Source organism: Hymenobacter siberiensis, assembly GCF_018967845.1.
GTDB classification, from domain to species: Bacteria; Bacteroidota; Bacteroidia; order Cytophagales; family Hymenobacteraceae; genus Hymenobacter; species Hymenobacter siberiensis.
Genome location: NZ_JAHLZZ010000001.1, coordinates 3179199 through 3199530, shown reverse-complemented (window position 1 = coordinate 3199530; position 20332 = coordinate 3179199). Strand labels below are relative to the sequence as shown.

The following is a 20332-nucleotide window of genomic DNA, read 5'->3' as shown; positions in this document are numbered from 1 at the left end:
TCGCTCATTGTAATGAGATTATAAAAAGAAGCGGGTGAGAATGAGAATGGTGCTCACGATGGAAGCAATGCCCAGCACCGACGGCGCTTTGCGGTCAAACTGCTTGCCGTTTTTGGCCGGTACGTACACCACATCACCGGGCAAAATCACCAGGTTGTTGCGCTCGAAGTTGCTGAGCTGGGTCAGGTCGACTTCTGTGGTTTTGGTGCCGGTGGCATCCTGGCGCAGCACTTTCACATGGCGCTTGTCGGCGTAGGCGCCAAAGTCGCCGGCCTTGCCCAGCACCTCCACCAGGGTGTTGCGCTCCTTCTCAAAGCGCTGCTTGCCGGGAATGCCCACTTCACCGAGCACGGTGGCTTCCATGTTCAGTACTTTCAGAGTCAGCTGCGGGTTCACAATCCACTTGCTCAGCACTTTCTCCAGCATTTCCTCCGCCTCGGGCACCGTAAGGCCCTCCACGTGGTAGGAGCCCACCTTGGGCACGTTCAGGCCGCCGGTAGCGTCCACTAGCAGCCATTTGCCCTCTATTTCGTTCACGCTGTAGTGCCCGTAGATGGAGCCCACGCTCAGCTCCTCGTGGTCCCACACGCTGAGGCTGACTTTATCGTCCCTGCGCAGGTGGTACTGGTAGGCCGGGCCCACGTCGAGGGTGCTGGGTGCCGGCAGCGCCTTTTTAGTAGTGAACAGGTTTTGGGTGCAGCTGCTCAGCAAGCCAAGTACGAGCAAGAGACTCAGACCCAGTGGGCCGCGAAGGTGTACTAGTTGAATCATGAGGGGCATTGGAAAGGGAAGGCGCACCCACCACGGGTGCCGGCTTGGAAAAGGAAGAGAAAAAGGCCTTGAGCCGCGAGGGCTGGGGCGCCTGGCGCTGGGCCAGCAGCTGGCTCACCGCGCCAATTTTGTCGAGTACCGTGATGAGCCGGGTGGTGAGATGGTCGTCCTTCACCACGTAGTCGAACGCCCCGAGCTTGAGCGAGTCCACGGCTACCTGCACGTGGCGCTGCCCACTCACGAGCACCACATAGGTGTCAGGGTTGAAGCGCTTAATGGCCCGCAGGGCGTCGGTGCCTGACACGCTGCCCATGCTCTGGTCCAGAAAAATGATGTCTGGTTCCTCGATGAGCGCATCCAGGCAGGCCCCGCCGCTTTCAAACAGGTGCACGTCACTAAAGCCGTGGCTGCGCACCGCGTGCTCTATCAAACAGCGGCAATAAGGGTCGTCGTCGACCAGGAATATTTTTTCGGTTTTGTTAAGCATGGTAGTTCGTTTGGCCGGGGCAAGGCCAAGGAAGTGCCAAAAGATAAAACAGTTATTATGTAATTGATAATCAGTATATTGTGAAAAATTGAAAACCATCAGCACTCTATTTGTTAGACGATAATCTGAAAAATGGAGTCGTTGAATTCCCGGTTTATTGAGCTGTCGCGACGTAACTGTGTTGTCCGGAAAACGGCGTTTTAGAGCGGCTTCCAAGCTGGTGTACAGGGCCGGACAGTAGCGCGAAAACTGCTGTATGCAGTTGTGCCGAAGTAGTCGTACGCTCCGGTCCGACCGCCCTAGGCGGTCCGACCGGTCGAAGCACCCCCGATTTCGTCCGCACGACAACCGGTTGGACCGCCTAGGGCGGTCGAACCGGAGCATACGACTATTTCTGTGTAAGTCCTATTAAACCAGCAACCAGCAACCAGCAACCAGCACCAAGCAACCAGCACCAAGCAACCAGCACCAAGCAACCAGCACCAAGCACCAAGCAACAACAACACAAGCCGCCAAAACCCACGCAGCCCCGCCAGGGCCCCTGAAAGGCGTCCCGGCGGGGCTGCGTGGGTTTTGGCGGCAGGCATCTCAAAGCGGCACCGTACCTCCTTTTTATATCCCTGATTTTAGCGGGGAAGGGGCTTCCTTTTGGCAATGGCTCAAAAGCAGATGGTGCGACGAATTGCCCACCGGGCTTCGTCGCACCATTTCGTGTCATACTACCGCTCTTTTAGCCGGCAATAAGCTACTTCAACTTATCCAACGCCGCCTTCAAACGTGGCAACGCCGACGTAATCGAATCCACCGTCTCAGCGCCCACCGAGGCGCGGAACCACGGCTCGGTGGCCGGCGAGCCAAAGGCCGAGAACGGCACTAGCGCCAGCTTGGCCTCGGCGATGAGGTAGGAGGTGAGCTCGGCGGTGGTGGTGAGCACGGTGCCGTCGGGGGCGGTGCGGCCCAGCACGTCGATTTTGGCGGTGAGGTAGATGGCCCCGGCGGGAACCACGGCATCGACGGGGTAGCCCTGAGCTTTCAGCTCCTTCAAGCCTTCGAACAGCGCGGTCAGGGAGCTTTGCAGGCGGTCTTTAATGCTGGTCAGGAACTCATCAACGGCGGCGGTCTGGGGCAGGAATTTACCCATGGCCACCTGTTCGGCTTTAGGAGCCCAGGCCCCAACGTGGCCCAGGATGGACTTCATCTTCTCGATAATGCCGGTTGGCCCGAAGCTATAGCCCACGCGTACGCCAGTGGCGGCAAAGCACTTGGAAGTACCGTCGATGTAGATGACGTAATCGCGCAGCTCGGGGCGCAGGCTTACGGGGTCGAAGTGCTTAGCATCGCCAAAGGTGAGGAGCCAGTAAATCTGGTCGTAGAGGATGTAGAGCGGCTTTTCGTCGGGACCACGGCGCTTGTTTTCAGCAATCACCAGGTCGCATATCTCTTCCAGGCCTTCCTTGGTGAATAAGGTGCCGGTGGGATTCAGCGGCGAGCACAGGGCCAGCAGCGTGGCACCGGCCACGTGCGGGGCCAGGTCGGCGGCCGTGGGCATGAAGTCGTTTTCGGGCAGCGTGGGTACGGCGACCGGCGTGGCTCCTACAAGGTGGCAGTAGTGGTTGTTGTTCCAGCTGGGCAGCGGGAAAATAGCTTTGTCGCCTTCGTCCAGCAAAGCACGGTAGGTGGCGTAGATGAGCGGCCGCGAGCCGCCGGCAATCAGAATGTCATTGGGGCCGTACTCCAGGCCCTGGCGGATTTTCAGGAAGGCCGATACGCTGTCGCGCAGCTCGCCCATGCCGGCGGCGGGCGGGTAGTTGGTCATGCCGGCCTGGTAGGCCGCGATAATGCCAGCGGTGAGACCGGCCGGAATCGGAAAAATTTTGGAGTCAAAATCACCAATGGTCAGGTTGCAGATGTTCGCGCCCTGGCGCACCTGCTCGCTTACCTGGTTGCCAATTCGAATAATTTCGGAGCCGATAAGGCCGGCTGCCATCTTGGATACTTGCATAGGGGAAAACGGAGAAATGAATGCCGCTTCGGCCCACGAAGGTAAAAGACGTTGCGCTTAATAAAATGAAGAACCTGGATAGCGGCTCGATGTGCTCGCACTTTCTTCTTTTTATTCAGCCGCAGGCGCTACTGTCCGGCGGCGCGGCGCAGCTCCTCGTCGGCCCCGGCGGCGCGCTTGCGGGCGGCCGTCACGCTGCTGCTGCCTAAACGGTAGGTGAGGGCCGCCGTAACCACCCGCGAGTCCTGTCGGGTAAAAAAGGTTTCGGTGAAGCTGGCGTAGGTGGAGGTGATGTGCAGGGGCGTGGTGTAGAAAATATCGGCCGCGTTCAGGCGCAGGGTGCCCTGTTTTTTCCAGATGCTTTTTTGCAGCCCCGCCGCTACCTGGCCGCGTGGCCGGATGGCCTCAAAACCATACACTTCCCGTGACTCGTAGAGCCCGCTCACGTCGGCCGACCAGCCGTTGGGCATCGTGAAGCTGTTGTTGGCAGTGAGGGTGCAGGCCAGCTGGCCCCGGTCGAGGGCAGTGCCGGCCAGGTAGCCCACGTAGCGCGCGTAGTAGAAGGTGCCGTTGGCGTAGAGCGTCCACCATTTGCTGAGCTCCAGGGGTGCGGTGAGGGTGAGGCTGTAGTTGTGCAGGGTGCTCAGGTTCACGTTGCGGTTCACCACCAGGCGGCCGCCGTCGGGGGCGGGCAGCACCACGTTCACAATGGGTTGGTCGGTGCGGGCGTAGGCCAGGGCGCTGATGAACTTCTGGCGGTAGGTGTGCGTCAGCTCGACCGAATAGCTGGTCTGGGCCACCAAATCGGGGTTGCCGGCGCTATAGGAAGTTGCGTCGAGGTAAGTCCGCAACGGGTTCAGCTGCGTGTAGTTGGGCCGGTCGATGCGCCGGGCCACGGCCAGGCCCAGCGCGTGCCGGGCGCTGAGCGTGCGCTGCACCGTGGCGCTGGGAAACAGGTTGAGGTAGTGCCGCTCACGGCTGGTTTCGCCCGTGAAATCGGCCTGCGTATTGGTCTGCTCGGCGCGCAGGCCCGCCTGCCAGGTGGTTTGGGCGGCAGTACCCTTCAGGCTGACATACGCGGCATTCACGTTTTCGCGGTACTGAAAGCTGCTCGAAAGAGCCGGGCTGAATGCGCCATTGTACCAAAAAACGGCGTCGTTATCGGTTTTTACCCGGGTCACTTTCGCGCCGGTTTCCAGGCGCGCTCGGTGGGGCAGGGGCAGGCTGAAATCAACCTTCGCCGCCCCAATGCTCAGGTTGTTGCGCTGGTCGCCGGTGAGCAGGGTGGAAGGCAGCGCGGGCGCGTCGAAATACGTATTCAGCGCCATCAGGCGGGTGGTGTGGTAGCGGGCGTAGTCGGCGTCGGCGGTGAGGACGGCGGCCGTGGCCGAGTCGGCGAAGGCGTGGCGCAGGTTCAGGTTGGCGCTGCCGTTGGGCCGGTTAATGTCCTGCGCTACCGCCGCAGAATAATGGTCGGCCGCCTCGCCGGCCGCGTTGTAGAGCTGGGTCTGATTGGTGGTCGTGTTGGTGGTCTGGCTGGCCAGCGCGGTGGCCGAAACGCCGAGCTGCGTGCGTTTGGAAAGCGTCAAATCCAGCCCAACTTTCCCGCTGTGCGAGCGCAGCCACGACAGCTGCTCGTTGGCCTGCACGCTGCTGGCTGCCGGCAGCAGCGCCGTAGTGCCAAACTGCCGGTTGAAATCGACCCGCACAAACCCGTGCCGGTCGGTGTAAGCATAGTTGCCGTACAGGTTCAGGCGTTTGCGCCGGTGGTTGAGTCCGAAGCCCCCCGTAAATTTGCCGTACTCCCCCCGCCCGTAGCTGGCGTTGGCGCTGCCGTTGGTGCCCAGGCGCTGGTCCTTTTTCAGGTGGATGTCAATCACGCCCGCGCCGCCCTGGGCGTCGTACTGCGCCGGCGGGTTGGTAATCAGGTCAATGCTTTGCAGCTGCTCGGCGGGCAGAGCCCTGAGGTAGTCGGCCAGCTCCGCGCCGGTGAGGGGCACGCGCTTGCCATCGATGACCACCAACAGGCCCAGCCGGCCGCGCAGGCTCATGATATTATCCCCGGCCATGGTCACGCCCGGCGCGCGGGTCAGCACCTCTAGCGTGGTGGCCCTGGCCGTGAGCGGGCTGTCGGCTACGTTCACCACGGTGCGGTCGGCCAGGTGCTCAAACAGGGGCTTGCGGGCCGTTACGGTCACTTCCTTCAGGGTAGTAGCCTTGCTGGTTGCCAGGCGGATAACCGGCACGGCCAGGCCGGCCACCGGCAGGGCATACACCGGGCTCCAGTACCGGGCAAAGCCCACCTGCGCCACCGAAACCCGGTAGGAGCCACCCGTAGCCGCCTCCAGCTGGAACCGGCCCTGCACGTCGCTGAGCTCCGATTTTACGGCCACCGAATCGGTGGCGCGGTGCAGGGTCACGGTGGCAAATTCCACGGGCGAGCCCGCAGCGCTGCTCACGGTCCCGCTCAGCGTGGAGCGGCTCTGGGCCTGGGCGGCTAATGGTGCGAAACAACTGATTCCGGCGAGCATCAACGGGTAAAAACCAGTTGTGCCTTTGCCAGACCAGCGCGGGTAAAAGTGGGGCATCGGGTAGCGATTGGGTAGAAATCTGAGGAAGGAGTTGGGAAGCAGAATCTCCCGGTCGATTGCCGGCGGGCACCAGGCCCGCATTGCGAAAGCTAGGGATATAGTCTTTGGGATGAACTGCTTAGCGGCCCCGCCAAAGTGTAAAGGTGTAGTTGAGCCGGCGATATTCCAAAAAAAGCTAGCCATTTCTGCCTTTACGGCGGTATTTTCGCCCAATGCATCCCCTTATCCTCACCGTTCCTTCGCTGGCGGCCCTGCCCGCCGCCGCTACCCGCCTGCAGGCGGCCATTGCCGAAGCCGGCTGCCCGGTGGTGGCCTTTCAGGGCGAGATGGGGGCGGGCAAAACCACCCTCATTCGGGCGCTGGCTGGCGCGCTGGGCGTCGTCGATGACGTCAGCAGCCCCACATTCTCCCTGGTAAACGAGTACCGCGATGCCCGCGACACGCCTATTTACCACTTCGACTTCTACCGGATTGACTCCATCGCCGAAGCCGAGCAGATGGGCGCAACGGAGTACCTCGATTCCGGGTATCTTTGTTTGGTAGAATGGCCAGTCCGCGTGGCGGCTCTTTTGCCCGTGCCCTACCTCGAAGTGCGCGTGTTGGTATTGCCGGATGAAACCCGGGAAATTGAATTAAAAATTATAAATTAATAATTAAAAATGGCTTCCAGTTCGCTTAGCTATTATTGATTGTTGGTAACTTTTAATTCTTGATTTATAATTTTTAATTTTCAGTAATGCCCGAGCAGCTACCCTCCGGTTTTGAGTCCTTGGCCACCAGCCGTGCCTATTTCACGCAGGAATCGATGCTGGCCGTGGAAACGCGCAAGCGGAAGCTCTTCATCGGGATGCCGCGCGAAACCTCGCTCCAGGAAAACCGCCTCGGCCTCACGCCCGAAGCCGTGCATCACCTTGTTTCGGCCGGCCACGAGGTAGTGATGGAAGCCGGTGCGGGCGAGCCCAGCAAGTACGCCGACCACGACTACTCCGAAGCCGGAGCGCAGATTGCCTACTCCACCGAGGAGGTGTTCAAAGCCGATATTCTGCTGAAAGTGGCCCCGCCCACGCTCGAAGAAATTGAGCTGCTGCACTCCGGCCAAACCCTGATTTCGGCCCTCCAGATGGGCTCCATGACGCAGGAATACATTTCGGCCCTCTCGCGCAAAAAAATCAACGCCATCGGCTTCGAGCTGATGAAAGACCCCAGCGGCGCCCGCCCCGTGGTACGCGCCATGAGCGAAATCGCAGGCTCGACGGTGATGCTGATTGCGGCCGAATACCTGGCCCGTTCCAACGAGGGCAAGGGCATTATTCTGGGTGGCATCACGGGCGTGCCGCCGTCGCAGGTGGTCATTCTCGGGGCCGGCACGGTGGCCGAGTATGCCGCCCGCGCCGCCACCGGCCTCGGGGCCGAAGTGAAGGTGTTCGACAACCACCTCTACAAGCTGCGCCGCCTCAAGCACAACCTGGGCATGCAGCTCTACACCAGTACGTTAGATACCTTCGCGCTCAGTCAGCAAATCCGCCGGGCCGACGTGGTCATCGGCGCGCTGGCGGTGGAAGACGGCCGCATTCCCTTCATGGTGCCCGAGGAAATGGTGGCCAGCATGGCCTCCGGCTCCGTCATCATCGACGTGAGCATCGACCAGGGCGGCTGCTTCGAAACCAGCGAGATGACCAGCCACAGCAGCCCCATCTTCCGCAAATACGACGTGGTGCACTACTGCGTGCCCAACATCGCCTCCCGCGTGCCCCGCACCGCCACCAACGCGCTGAGCAACATCTTCACGCCCATCCTCCAGGAAATCAGCCAGCACGGCGGCATCAACGAAGTGCTGTTCACCAACGAGCATTTCCGCAGCGGCGTGTATATCTACCGAGGCTCGCTGACGAATGCGATGATTGCGAAGAAATTTAATTTGCGGTATAAGGAGTTGGGGTTGTTGATTGCGGTGCGCAATTAATTCGTTGCGGAATGAAAGCTAATAGTAAAGCGCTTTTTTCGTTGATTTTTCTTGGCTTATGTATCTCGCTACTTGGCTGTGGGGAAAGTAAGAAAGACGATTCTAAGCAAGCCCCAGTAGATTCTGCTGATAGTTTGACGGATTATAGCACAGCATTACGTGCAAAAGAAACAGCTTATTCAAAAAGGCAAACTAATGGTTATGGGGAGTTACTTAATAACATCTCCTTCGAAGTTAGAACTGACGATAAAAAGGAATTTGCAAATGGCCTGATTCCTTGGGCCAGTATCGAAAATCCCGAAAGTGAAATCTCAAAACTTGTTGATGCAAACAAAATAGTTATTCCTGAAAAAAAGGTCACAATTGTGATTGATTATCCATTGGCAAAGGAATTTCGATTTGATGCAGAATCAAAAATAGGGTTCACCAGAGCGCAGCTTTTACGAGATATCAGCAGGGCTTACTACAAGATTTACGAGGAGGAAGAGCGTACTGCTACCACTAAAACAATTCCTGCTGAAAAGCGAACCACGACCTATAATAGGAACCATACTAATGGAACCTACGGCATTTGGGGCCATGACATTGCCGATTTAGTTTTAGCAGAAGTTTTGGTTTACAAGGAAAGCGGCGTTAAGATTATTCTGTCGCTGAACATTGAATCTTAAGGCATTCTAAGCCGCCACTTCATACCGCAGCCAAATAACCCCATGCGGCCGCTGCTCCACGCTAATTAATTTCAATTGCGCCGCCGGCCCCGGGTTTTCACCCTGCTCAAAAATGGTGGCCGAAGTGGCCGCCCCATCAATGACGGGGAAATGCAGCAGGCTGAGTTCGTCAATCAGCCCAGCTTTGAGCATTGAGCCGTTGATATGGCCGCCGCCTTCCAGCAGGATAGTTTTGATGGGAAAGAGGCGGCCCAGCTTGTCGAGCACCAGCGCCAAGTCAAGCTCTTTTGTGCCGCCGAAGAGGTAGGAAACGCCCTGGTTGCGCAGGTAGGCCAGGTATTCGTCGCTCACCTGCTCGCTGAGGATACTGATGAGGTGGTCGTCATCGATGGAGCCGGATTTCCAGCCCAGCTTGCCGTGGGCGTCCACGGCAATGGCGAAGGAATCGGCGGTGTAGTCGGCCACGAAATCCTGGCGGTCGAGCGGGTGGCTCACGGGTTGCAGGTCGGGGGCGAGGGCTTTGGTGAAATCCTTTTCCATGGTCACGCGGCCGCACATCCAGGCATCGGCCCCGAAGGTGGCGGCGGTGGTTTCGTACTCCTTGGTATCGGGCGACTGGCCCCAGCGGCTGAGAATGGTACGCCCGTCGAGCGAGCTCATCATGTGGCAGATAACGCGGGGTCTGGTGGTTTTGGGCATGGTGGACGGGATGGCGATGGTTGGGGAAATGTCCCGGTTTACGGAAACGGCAGGGCTGCCGGCCAATCAGGCCGGCGGCCCTACCGGCAACCGCTGGGCCTACGACAACCCCGTAATCACTCCGCTGTCGTCTATTTCCATGCCGGTGGACGCGGGCACGGGCGGCAGGCCCGGCATGCGCAGCAGCGTGCCGAGGATGGGGATGAGGAAGCCCGCGCCGGCCGCCAGCTCACACTCGCGCACGGTGACGCGGAAGCCTTCGGGCCGGCCGATGAGCTTCTCGTTGTCGGAAAACGACTTTTGGGTTTTGGCCATGCAAATGGGCAGCCCGGCCAGGCCCAGGCGGTCGATGCGGCGTAGGTCGGCTTCGGCCTGGGCCGTGTAGTCGACCCCGACCGCGCCGTACACCTCGCGGGCGATGGTTTCAATTTTAGCTTTCACCGGTTGGTCCCAGGCATAGAGGGGGCGCAGGTGGTTGGTGCCTTGGGCGATGTTGGCCAGCACGGCCTCGGCCAGGGCGGTGGCGCCGGCGCCGCCGTCGGCCCAGCTGGTGCTGAGGACGGCCTCCACGCCGCGGGCCTGGCACAGCTGCTGCACCAGGGCCACTTCTTCGGGCGTGTCGGTTACGAAGTGGTTGATGGCCACCACGGGCTGGTAGCCGAACTTCTGGGTGTTTTCGATGTGCCGGGCCAGGTTGGCAAAGCCCCGCTCGCAGCGGGCCAGGTCGGGGGTGTTGAGCTCGGCGGCGGGGGCACCGCCGTGGTGGCGCAGGGCCCGCACGGTGGCTACCAGCACCACGGCAGCGGGGGCTAGGCCCGCGTAGCCGCACTTGATGTTGAGAAACTTCTCGGCCCCGAGGTCGGCTCCGAAACCGGCTTCCGTCACCACGTAGTCGCCCAGCGAGAGGCCCATGCGGGTGGCCAGCACCGTGTTGGTGCCCTGGGCAATGTTGGCGAAGGGGCCGCCGTGCACCAGGGCGGGGGTTTGCTCCAGGGTTTGCACCAGGTTGGGCTTCAGCGCGTCGCGCAGCAGAATGGCCATGGCGTCCTCGGCCTGCAGCTGGCGGGCGTAAATGGGCTTGTTATCGTAGCTGAACGCCACCAGGATGTTGCCGAGCTTGGCCTTGAGGTCGGGCAGGCTGGTGGCCAGGCACAGGATGGCCATGACCTCGGAGGCGGCCGTGATGTTGAAGCCGTCGGAGCGCATTACCCCGTTGGCCTTGCCGCCCAGCCCGATGATGATTTGGCGCAGGCTGCGGTCGTTCAGGTCGAGGCAGCGTTTCCAGAGCACGGTGCGCGGGTCGATGTTGAGCGGGTGGTTGGGCGTCTGGATGGCGTTATCGAGCAGGGCGGCCAGCAGGTTATTGGCCTTTTCCACGGCATTGAAGTCGCCGGTGAAGTGCAGGTTGATGTCCACCATCGGGCTCACCTGCGAGCGGCCGCCGCCGGTAGCCCCGCCTTTGGCTCCGAATACGGGCCCCAGCGAGGGCTCGCGCAGTACCACCACGGCCTTTTTGCCCAGCTTGTGCAGCCCGTCGCCCAAGCCGATGGATACCGTGGTTTTGCCTTCGCCGGCTGGCGTGGGAGTAATGGCCGTGACGAGAATCAGCTTGGCGGCAGCTACTTTTCCCGGGTCAATCAGGTGTAGCGGGAGCTTGGCCTTGTGGCGGCCATAGGGCTCCAGGTCGTCCTCGGAAATGCCCAGGCGGGCGGCCACCTCTTTAATGGGCGGTAGGACTACGGATTCGGCAATGGAAATGTCGGACATGCGGCGGGGGTGAGTGTTTTGAGTAGGGCAACAGAAAAGGTCGCCTTTTGTATTGCCCACCCGGGCCTCAATTTTGAGTCAGCTCCCGGATGGCTTCCCAATCGGGGCCATCATCAGCTTTTGAGCAGCAGCGCTTGCCACGCCTCCACCAGCCGCCCTTCGGCCAGCAGCTGGCGGCCCAGCTGCAGCAGTTGCCGCGTCAGCTCCGGGGCATCGTCGCGGTGCTTGTTGAGGAGGTAAGCCACCATGGGCTCGGTTTTGAATTCCTCGACTTGTTCAGGCGTAGGCAGGGCATCGCGCTCGATGTTGGCGAGGCGGCCCAGTTCATTGCCGGTGAGCACGTCGGAAGTGCGCAGGTGCTCGGGCAGCTGGTCGATGCCGATGCCGATGTGGCGGTTGGGCTTGGGCACTTCAAAGAGGCTGCTGCCGCTGGCGCGGCAGTACCAGTCGCCACCGAGGCGGGCCACGGCGTCGAGTTTAAACGGGTCGATGCCGGTGGCGTCGGCTAGCAGAATGTCCTGGCGGAAGTGGGCCCGCACCACCCGGCAGATGATGAGGTTGCCGGCTCCGTTGTTCTGGCCCAGTTCAATAATCTGCTCCACCACGCACTCGAAGGCGGCCGGCGCTTCGGCCACGCGGGGCGGGCGCACCAGCTCAGAGGCCAGCTCGGTGAGGCCGGCTTTGGTGAATTCGTTCACGCCCTTGCCATACTCGGTGCTGGACAAGGACATCTGCTCCACCAGGGCGTAATCGCAGATGTTGATGACGACTTCGGGCACTTCGCGCACGTTTTGCAGGGTGTGCTTCTGGCTGTTGTCGCGCACGCGGTTGGCGGGCGAGAACACCAGGATGGGCGGGTTCGAGCTGAAGACGTTGAAGAAGCTGTAGGGGCTCAGGTTCACGCGGCCCTCGGCGTCGATGGTGCTGGCGAAGGCCACCGGGCGCGGGGCCACGGCCCCCACCAGGAAGGGGTGCCACTGGGCAGGGGTGAGGTCGGAAGGAGTGAGGGAATGGAAAGCGGGCTTGGGCGCGAGCATGAGCGTAGGGCGGTGGGTTGAGTGACCAAAGCTACTGCGGTTATCAGGTTCGTAGTGCCCTCGTTCAGCGGTGCGCCTCACCCCCGGCCCCTCTCCGAAAAGGAGAGGGGAGCCAATTTTTACGAATAATCAGAAGCGCGGGAAGTAGTCCAAGTTGCGAACGACCTTAGCCCCGTAGGGGCGGCATATCGGTAGTAGAACCCTTGGTGAGTCGTTTTTGAGCCCCATCGGGGCGACACTCGTTCAATAAATGAAGCTGTTTAGAATATCGTGTTGCTCCGGTCCGACCGCCCTAGGCGGTCGGACCGGAGCAACGAACCAGAACGGACTTCCTAAACAGCTTTAATGCCACCCCGGTGGGGCTCTGGCGTCTTTTTTGTAGATTTTTCTGCCGGTATGTCGTCCCAACGGGGCTTGCGTATACACTCCGTAATTTACGTTAAGTAGCTTGCTGGCATGAAAATTATTCTGCCAACGCTGCTGCTGCTGCTGCTGCTGCTGCTGCTGCTGTTGCCGGGGCGGTCAGCGCTGGCCCAAGTGGTGGTGCCCCGCTCCGTAGCTGTCGCCGACACCGCCCGGCTGCGCCAGCACCTCACGTATCTCACCACCACGCCGCAGCCGCGCAACTACGCGCACCCGGCCGTGCTCGATTCGGTGGCTGCCTACGTGGCAGACCGGCTGCGGGCGGCCGGCGCGCGCGAAGTGGGGGAGCAGCCCTACCAGGTGCAGGGCCGTGCCTACCGCAACGTGCTGGGCACCTTCGGTCCGGCGGCTGGCCCGCGGCTGGTAATCGGGGCGCACTACGACGTGTGCGGCGAGCAGCCGGGGGCCGACGATAACGGCACCGGCGTGGCCGCCCTGCTGGAGCTGGCCCGCCTGCTGGGCCAGCAAGCCAATCTGCCGTACCGCATCGAGCTGGTAGCTTACACGCTGGAGGAGCCGCCGTTTTTCCGCACGGCCCACATGGGTAGCTACGTGCACGCTGCCGCCCTCAAGGCCGCCGGGGTGCCGGTGCGCGGCATGGTGGCGCTCGAAATGCTGGGCTACTACGACGACCGCCGGGGCTCGCAGCAGTACCCCATCGGGCCGCTGAAACTCATTTATGGCAGCCGGGGCAACTACGTAACGGTGGCCCAGAAATTCGGCAACGGGCCTTTTGGGCGGCGCTTTGCCCGGCGGTACCGGCAGGTGGCCGGGCTGCCCGTGAAACGCTTCAAGGCCCCGGCCTGGCTGCCGGGTATCGACTTTTCCGACCACCTCAACTACTGGAAGTTCGGTTACCCGGCGGTGTTGCTCACGGACACGGCTTTTTATCGCAACCAGAGCTACCACCAAACTACCGACACCCTGGCCCGGCTCGATATCCGCCGGCTGGCCCTGGCCGTGGATGCGCTGCTGGCAACGGTGTTGGCGGGGAGTTGAGCGGGCGGAAGGGGCTATATTTTTGCTAAACTAATATATATTTGCTAAATAGCTGTAGCTTTGGCCTTCACCCCAAACGATTGTGCCTGATGAATACGCCTGCTTGCCCAAAGTGTGATTCGGACGAAGCCACCAAAAGTGGCGTTATCAGCGGACGGCAACGGTTTAAATGTCGGGCATGCGGCTACCACTATACGGTGGCCAAGGTAGGCCGCGAGGTAGATAGCTACTACGTCATCAAGGCGTTGCAGCTCTACATCGAGGGCGTGAGCTACCGCGAGATTGAGCGCCTGCTGGGCGTGAGTCACGTGAGCGTGATGAACTGGGTGAAGAAATACGGCGTGAAAGCCCCGCGCCAGCCCGACTACCACCCGACCTATAAAATACTCAATCACAAGGAGCTGGCAGAGTTTTTTCAACAGCCCGGCAACCTGAAAGGTGCTGGTATGATGGTAACGGAGCTGGGCGACAAGTTTATGGTGATTCGTTGGGAACGGTTCCGGGGGAGCTGAGCTATAGCAGCGGGGCGCAACTATAGCCCGCGCGGCGTCATCGGGCCGGGAATGTATAGGTTTGGGGAAACTGATTGGCGACTTCCAAAAGGCTGCGCTGGTTTTGCTGCTCTCTTTTCTAACTATTCCCACAAATCCATGCAATTTTCTCGCTACGCGCTGACCATTACTGCGCTGCTGGCCGCCGAAGCGGTGTCGGCCCAGGTGCAGTCGCCACCCGTCGGCAATCCAACCTCGCCGCCGCCGGCCGCCCCGGCACCGGCTCCCGCGCCGGCCGCGCCCACCAAGTCAGCTCCCTATGGCGGGGGCCTGAAGATGAACCTCTCGCCCGACGGCTCCAAATACGTGCGAATCCTGCTCTGGACGCAGGTTTACGCCCGCTACACCGAGAATAATACCGGTACGCTGCGCGCCCCCGGCGTACCCAAATCGAGCCAGGTCGACTTCGGCCTGCGCCGCTCGCGCATGGTGATAATGGCCCAGCTGAACCCCCGGTTCCTGGTGTACACGCACCTGGGCATCAACAATCAGAACGCCGTGAGCGGCGGCGTGGCCCCCACCACCGACGGCAAAAAGCCGCAGCTCTTCATTCACGAAGCCGTGACGGAGTACAAGGTGAACAAGTACCTGAGCCTGGGCGCGGGCCTGCACTACTACAACGGCATCTCGCGCCTCACCAACGCCAGCACCACCAGCATTCTGCCGATGGACCTGCCGCTCACTAACTTCCCCACCATTGAGCAAACCGACCAGTTTGCGCGCTGGCTGGGCATCTACGCCAAGGGCCGCATCGGCAAGTTCGACTACCGCGTGGCGATGGATGACGCTTTCCTGACCAACCAGACCAGCAACCCGCTCAGCCTGGGCACCACCACGGCAGGGGTGAGCACCGGCACCGGTGTGGCCGCTTACAATCCCCAGAATACCAGCCACGTGTACCAGGGCTACTTCAGCTATAACTTCCTGGAGCCCGAGGCTAACCTGCTGCCCTATACTCAGGGCACTTACCTGGGTACGAAGCGAGTTTTCAGCATCGGCACAGGCTTTTTGTATAACAAGGACGCCATGTACTCGCGCACGGCCGGCAGCGCCGTTGCGGTGACGCCCGGCGTGGCGGCCGACCCGTTTGGCACCATCGCTACCAATAAGCACGACATGGTGATGCTGGGCTTCGATGCCTTTTACGACGTGCCGCTCGATACGGCTTCCCGCACGGCCATCACGCTCTACGGCGTGTATTACAACTACAATATGGGCCCAAACCACGTGCGCTTTGTGGGGGCTGAGAACCCCGGTTACGGTGCCAGCGCCCTGCGTGGCAACGCCGTGCCACTGTCGGGCACGGGGGGCATTTTCTACGGGCAGGTGGGCTTCCTGCTGCCTAAGAATACGCTCGGTGCCAAGGCCCGCCTGCAACCCTACATTGCTTACCAGCACGCCAACTACGAGGGGCTGAAAAACAGTGCCGGCGATACCCAGGGCGTGAACATCACCGATGCGGGCCTGAACGTGCTGCTCGACGGGCACAACGCCAAAGTGACCCTCAACTACCGCGCCCGCCCCGACTTCACCAACCTGAACGACGTGCAGTACCGCCCCGAAATCTCGCTGCAAACGCAGGTATTCCTGTAGGCCCCGGCTTGTTGTTTCTTCTTACTTAGCTAACCCTTTTTCTTGACTAAATAGCATGGAACAGAGTCTAAACCCGCCCTACGTGGCTGACACTGCGGTTGCGCACGACAACAACACCACCTCCACCAGCGTCATCTGGAAGGTTATCACCGCCTCGTCGGTGGGCACGGTCATCGAGTGGTACGACTTCTACATTTTTGGCGCATTGGCAGCCATTATCGGGCCGGTATTGTTTGGCTCGAAGGGCAAGATTGAGGACACGCTGCTCGGGGCACTGGCCGTATTTGGGGCCGGTTTTGTGGTGCGGCCGTTCGGGGCCATGTTCTTTGGCCGGCTCGGCGACATGATTGGTCGCAAGTACACCTTCCTCGTTACGCTGCTGATTATGGGCGGGGCCACGTTCATCACCGGCCTAGTGCCGAGCTACGACAAAATCGGGCTCGCGGCCCCGGCCATTGTGGTGGTGCTGCGCCTGTTGCAGGGCTTGGCCCTGGGCGGCGAATACGGCGGTGCCGCGACCTACGTGGCCGAGTATGCACCCGATGCCAAGCGGGGGTATTTCACCAGCTTCATCCAGATAACGGCCACTGGCGGCTTCATCCTCAGTATTTCGGTTATTCTGATTACGCGCAAGCTGCTGGGTGAGGATGCGTTCAAGGAGTGGGGCTGGCGCATTCCGTTCCTGCTCTCGGGCTTCCTGCTGGTTGCTTCGTACTACATCCGCCGCCAGCTGCACGAGTCGCCGCTGTTTGCCAAGGCCAAGGCCACCGGCACCACCAGCAAAAGCCCCCTGCGCGACTCGTTCATGAACCCCGTGAACCGCCGCCTCGTCCTCATTGCGTTGTTTGGCGTGACCATGGGCCAGGGCGTAATTTTCTACACCAGTCAGTTTCAGGCCTTCACGTTCATGAATGCCACGCTTAAGCTCGACATCGTGCACTCCAGCATCATCATGGTGGTGGCCATGCTGCTGGGCACGCCGCTGTTCGTGTACTTTGGCTCGCTGTCTGACCGCATTGGCCGCAAGCGTATTATTATGACCGGCATGATTTGCGGGGCCCTGTTCACCGTTCCGCTTTTTTATGGCCTGAAGGCGTTTGCCGGCCCCCTCACGGAAATCACGCCCGCCACGGTAGATGCCGCCGGCAAAGCCGTGCCCGCCGTGATGAAGGCCCTCACGCCCAACATCCCGGCCATGATTGCGATGGTGTTCTTCCTTGTAACGTTCGTGACGATGGTGTACGGCCCCATTGCGGCTTATCTGGTTGAGCTGTTCCCCACCAGCGTGCGCTACACCTCACTGTCGGTACCGTATCACATTGGCAACGGCGTGTTTGGGGGCTTTGTGCCGCTTATTGCCACGGCCATTGGCGTGTGGGCCGCCGCCCAGCCGGCCGGCACCTTCGCCAAAGAGCATAGCAGTCTGTTAGGCCTGGTTTACCCGGTTACCATTGCCCTCATCTGTTTCATCATTGGTATGGCCCTGATGAAGGACGTGCGCAACGTGAAGCTGATTGACGAGCAGCAGCCCGCCGCTTAACCTGTTCGCGCGCTGCGACCAGGTGAAAGTCCGCCGGGCCCCGTGCCCGGCGGACTTTTTCTTAGATTGGCCGTCCCAAGCCGCCCCACTATCATGCCCGACGCTCCCGATAACTCTCTGCCCAATCTCGTGCCCGCCGACCGCCCCGCGCCGCGTCAGGAGCCGCGCCTGCTGTTCATCGCGGTGCTGTTCGGGGTGCTGCTCAATTACCCGCTGCTGGCCTTGTTCGACCACGACGGGCGAGTGGGCGGCGTGCCGGTACTATATCTCTACGTGCTGCTGACCTGGATTGCGCTGGTGACCTTGACCGGCCTGCTGGTGCGCAAGCGCAGAAGTTAGCTCAGGATGACAGCCGATTAACACCCTAATTCATTAAGTCAGCCCATTCTTTCACCCATGTCCAAGCTGCTCGTCATCGGCTTTTCCTTCGGCTACCTGGTCCTGCTTTTCGGTGTGGCCTACGCCGCCGAGCGCCGTTCGGCCGCCCGGAAAAGCCTGGTGAGCAATCCCTACGTGTACGCCCTGAGCATGGCCGTATACTGCACGGCCTGGACGTACTACGGCTCGGTGGGCCGGGCCGCGCACAACGGGCTGGAGTTTGTGGGCATCTACCTGGGGCCCACGCTGCTGGCCCCGGTGTGGTGGCTGGTGCTGCGCAAGATTATCCGCGTGAGCCGGCAGCAGCGGCTCACCTCTATTGCCGATTTTATTTCGGCCCGCTATGGTAAGAACGCGGCGCTGGGCGCGCTGGTTACGGCGGTGTGCGTGCTGGGCATTGTGCCCTACATCGCCCTGCAAATCAAAGCAATTGCGGCTTCGTTCGTAACCCTTACCGGGAGCGGCGCGGGCGTGGGCGGCCCGGCCGATACCACGGCTCTCTACACCACGAGCGCGCTGGCGGTGTTCACCATCCTGTTCGGGGTGCGTTCGGTAGAGGCTACCGAGCGGCACGAGGGCATTGTGCTGGCCGTGGCCGTGGAGAGCGTGCTCAAGCTGGTGGCGTTTCTGGTGCTGGGGGCTTTCGTCACGTTTGGGCTGTTTCACGGCTTCACCGACGTATTCGACCAGGCGGCGGCCGTGCCGGCCCTGCGGCAGCTGTTCACGCTGCGCGGCTCGGGCACGGGCGGGGCCGAGTGGTTCACGCTGCTCGTGCTCAGCATGTCGGCCATTCTGCTGCTGCCCCGGCAGTTTCAGGTGGCGGTGGTGGAGAATGTGGATGAAAACCACCTGCGCAAGGCCATGTGGCTGTTTCCGCTCTACCTCATCATCATCAACCTGTTTGTGCTGCCGGTGGCCTTTGGTGGCATGCTGAAGCTGGGCCACACGGGCATCGATGCCGATACCTACGTGCTGGCCCTGCCGCTGGCGGCGGGCCATTCGTGGCTGGCGCTGCTCACGTACCTGGGGGGCTTGTCGGCGGCTAGCAGCATGATTATCGTCGAAACCATTGCCCTGAGCGTGATGATGAGCAACCACCTGCTCATGCCGCTGCTGGTGCGTGTGTCCTCGGTCCGGCCCGAAGGCCAGACGCGTTGGTTTGCCTACCTGGGCCGCGTGGCCCTCGAAAGCCGCCGCCTGGCCGTGGTGCTGGTGCTGCTGCTGGCCTACGGCTACTACGCCGCGGTGGGCAAAACCCTGCCGCTGGTGAATACCGGTCTGGTGTCGTTCGCGGCAGTGGCGCAGTTTGTGCCCGCCGTGCTGGGCGGGCTGTACTGGAAGGGCGGCTCGCGGCGCGGGGCCACGGTGGGGCTGTTGGCGGGGTTTGCGGTGTGGTTTTTCACGCTGGTGCTGCCCATGCTGGTAGGGCCGGGGCGGCTGCCCGAGTCCATTCTGACCGAGGGCCTGGGCGGAATCAGCGGCTTGCGGCCGTTTTCACTCTTTGGGCTCGATGGGCTCGATTACCTCTCGCACGGGCTGTTCTGGAGCTGGTTTTTCAACATCGGCCTCTACGTGGGCCTCTCGCTGGCCTGGCCGCCCACGGCGCTGGAGCTGCGGCAGGCCGACGTGTTTGTGGACGTATTCACGCGCCGCAGCCTGGCCGAGGAAGTGGCCGGCTGGCAGGGCCGCACCCCGTTCCCCGACGTGCGCGCCCTATTGCTGGGCTTCCTCGGGAAGAAGCGCACCAACCAGGCCCTGCTCACCTTCGCCACCCGCTTCCCCGACGCGATGCCGCCTTCACCTTCGGAGGAACTCACCACTTCACCACTTCACCACCTCACCACTGCCGACCCGCGCCTGCTCACCTACGCCGAGAAGCTGCTGGCCGGCAGCCTCGGCCCGGCCAGCGCCCGCATGCTGGTGGCCTCGGTGGCCGGGGCCGAGCAAATCAGCTACGACAGCGTGGTGGGCATTCTCAAGGAAAGCCAGCAACTACTCGAAGCCAACCGCCAGCTCCAGCGCCTCACCGACGAGCTGCGCGCCGCCTACGACCAGCTTCAGGCTCTCGACAACCGCAAGGACGAATTCCTTTATACCGTGACGCACGAGCTGCGCACGCCGCTCACCAGCATCCGTGCCCTGGCCGAAATCCTGGCCGACAACCCCGATTTGGAAGAGGAAGAGCGCCTGCGCTTTCAACTCACCATCGGCCGCGAGGCCGAGCGCCTCACCCGGCTCATTTCCCTGGTGCTCGATTTGGAGAAGTTCGAATCCGGCCAGGCCACCCTGGACCGTGCCCCAATAGCGGTGAATGAGCTGGTGGCCGAAGCCCTCGACGCCGTGGGCCAGCTGCTGCGCGACAAGCACATTGCCCTGCACGTCGACGTGCCTGCCGACCTAATCCTCCATGCCGACCGCGACCGCCTCATGCAGGTCCTCGTCAACCTGCTTTCCAACGCCATCAAAGCCTGCCGGCCCGAGGGCCAGGGCCGCATCGCGGTACTGGCCTGGCCCACCGCCGATGTGCTCCTGCTTTGCGTGGAAGACAACGGCCGGGGCATCTCGCCCGCCGCCCAGCACCTCATCTTCGACAAGTTTTACCAGGCCCAGCACCAGACCACCCGCAAGCCCGAAGGCACCGGCCTGGGCCTGGCCATCACCCGCAAAATCGTAGAGCTGCACCACGGCCGCATCTGGGTCGAAAGCAGCTTGGAGCAGGGGGCCCGCTTCTTCATCGAGCTGCCGCTGGCGGGAAGCAGTCCGGAAGAAACGGAGTACGACCCGAAACGTCATGCAGAGCGTAGCGAAGCATGACCGTTTACTACCCTTGCCCATCCCGTGCCTATTGGTCTCTTTCCTGCCT

16 protein-coding genes and 1 pseudogene are annotated in these 20332 nt (G+C 61.4%); 10 read left to right on the top strand and 7 right to left on the bottom strand.

What is annotated here, in order from left to right:
• Positions 1–18 precede the first annotated feature (18 nt).
• From KQ661_RS13900 to KQ661_RS13885, 4 genes are all read right to left on the bottom strand, one after another.
• Positions 19–726 carry a polysaccharide biosynthesis/export family protein gene (locus KQ661_RS13900; protein WP_216688892.1) on the bottom strand — a complete coding sequence of 236 codons (708 nt, stop codon included), beginning with the start codon at positions 724–726 and terminating at the stop codon, positions 19–21.
• Entirely contained in the window at positions 674–1258 is a 585-nt protein-coding gene (locus tag KQ661_RS13895) for a response regulator (protein ID WP_216688891.1), read from the bottom strand. Before KQ661_RS13895 ends, KQ661_RS13900 begins: the two co-directional genes overlap by 53 nt.
• 745 nt (positions 1259–2003) lie before the next feature.
• The gene (locus KQ661_RS13890; RefSeq protein ID WP_235726980.1) at positions 2004–3260 is read right to left on the bottom strand and encodes a pyridoxal phosphate-dependent aminotransferase; all 1257 of its coding nucleotides are present in this window, start codon (positions 3258–3260) and stop codon (positions 2004–2006) included.
• 128 nt (positions 3261–3388) lie between these two features.
• Entirely contained in the window at positions 3389–5791 is a 2403-nt protein-coding gene (locus KQ661_RS13885) for an outer membrane beta-barrel protein (protein ID WP_216727291.1), read from the bottom strand.
• A gap of 272 nt (positions 5792–6063) precedes the next feature.
• On the opposite strand from KQ661_RS13885, the gene tsaE reads away from it, so the two are divergent.
• The 3 genes from tsaE to KQ661_RS13870 all read left to right on the top strand — a co-directional run bounded on the left by tsaE (position 6064) and on the right by KQ661_RS13870 (position 8482).
• Positions 6064–6501, top strand: a complete 438-nt coding sequence (tsaE, locus tag KQ661_RS13880; RefSeq protein ID WP_216727290.1) for a tRNA (adenosine(37)-N6)-threonylcarbamoyltransferase complex ATPase subunit type 1 TsaE — start codon at positions 6064–6066, stop codon at positions 6499–6501.
• Positions 6502–6587: 86 nt separating this feature from the next.
• Entirely contained in the window at positions 6588–7814 is a 1227-nt protein-coding gene (locus KQ661_RS13875; protein ID WP_216688888.1) for an alanine dehydrogenase, read from the top strand.
• An 11-nt stretch (positions 7815–7825) separates the two neighbouring features.
• Positions 7826–8482 (top strand): hypothetical protein, encoded by a 657-nt coding sequence (locus tag KQ661_RS13870; RefSeq protein WP_216727289.1) that lies wholly within the window; start codon positions 7826–7828, stop codon positions 8480–8482.
• Between the two features lie 6 nt (positions 8483–8488).
• On the opposite strand, the gene KQ661_RS13865 is transcribed toward KQ661_RS13870, so the two are convergent.
• From KQ661_RS13865 to KQ661_RS13855, 3 genes are all read right to left on the bottom strand, one after another.
• Positions 8489–9181 (bottom strand): RibD family protein, encoded by a 693-nt coding sequence (locus KQ661_RS13865; RefSeq protein WP_216688886.1) that lies wholly within the window; start codon positions 9179–9181, stop codon positions 8489–8491.
• Positions 9182–9280: 99 nt separating this feature from the next.
• On the bottom strand, positions 9281–10948 hold the full coding sequence (locus KQ661_RS13860) for a formate--tetrahydrofolate ligase (protein ID WP_216688885.1): 1668 nt from the start codon (positions 10946–10948) through the stop codon (positions 9281–9283).
• Positions 10949–11061: 113 nt separating this feature from the next.
• The gene (locus tag KQ661_RS13855) at positions 11062–11985 is read right to left on the bottom strand and encodes a flavin reductase family protein (RefSeq protein ID WP_216688884.1); all 924 of its coding nucleotides are present in this window, start codon (positions 11983–11985) and stop codon (positions 11062–11064) included.
• Positions 11986–12441: 456 nt separating this feature from the next.
• Here KQ661_RS13855 and KQ661_RS13850 point away from each other — a divergent pair, with 456 nt between their 5' ends.
• The 7 genes and pseudogenes from KQ661_RS13850 to KQ661_RS13820 all read left to right on the top strand — a co-directional run bounded on the left by KQ661_RS13850 (position 12442) and on the right by KQ661_RS13820 (position 20283).
• A complete protein-coding gene (locus tag KQ661_RS13850) occupies positions 12442–13407 on the top strand; it encodes a M28 family peptidase (protein ID WP_216688883.1) in 966 nt (321 codons plus the stop codon).
• A gap of 89 nt (positions 13408–13496) precedes the next feature.
• Positions 13497–13592, top strand: a pseudogene (locus KQ661_RS23270) (transposase-like zinc-binding domain-containing protein); the annotation flags it as partial.
• Between the two features lie 12 nt (positions 13593–13604).
• Positions 13605–13919 (top strand): helix-turn-helix domain-containing protein, encoded by a 315-nt coding sequence (locus KQ661_RS13840; RefSeq protein ID WP_216690829.1) that lies wholly within the window; start codon positions 13605–13607, stop codon positions 13917–13919.
• A gap of 138 nt (positions 13920–14057) precedes the next feature.
• The gene (locus KQ661_RS13835; RefSeq protein ID WP_226915570.1) at positions 14058–15551 is read left to right on the top strand and encodes a hypothetical protein; all 1494 of its coding nucleotides are present in this window, start codon (positions 14058–14060) and stop codon (positions 15549–15551) included.
• Positions 15552–15606: 55 nt separating this feature from the next.
• Positions 15607–17091, top strand: coding sequence for an MFS transporter (locus KQ661_RS13830; protein WP_216727288.1), 1485 nt, complete (start codon positions 15607–15609; stop codon positions 17089–17091).
• A gap of 93 nt (positions 17092–17184) precedes the next feature.
• Positions 17185–17430 (top strand): hypothetical protein, encoded by a 246-nt coding sequence (locus KQ661_RS13825; RefSeq protein WP_226915569.1) that lies wholly within the window; start codon positions 17185–17187, stop codon positions 17428–17430.
• A 57-nt stretch (positions 17431–17487) separates the two neighbouring features.
• Positions 17488–20283 (top strand): sensor histidine kinase, encoded by a 2796-nt coding sequence (locus KQ661_RS13820; protein WP_216726230.1) that lies wholly within the window; start codon positions 17488–17490, stop codon positions 20281–20283.
• Positions 20284–20332: the final 49 nt, after the last annotated feature.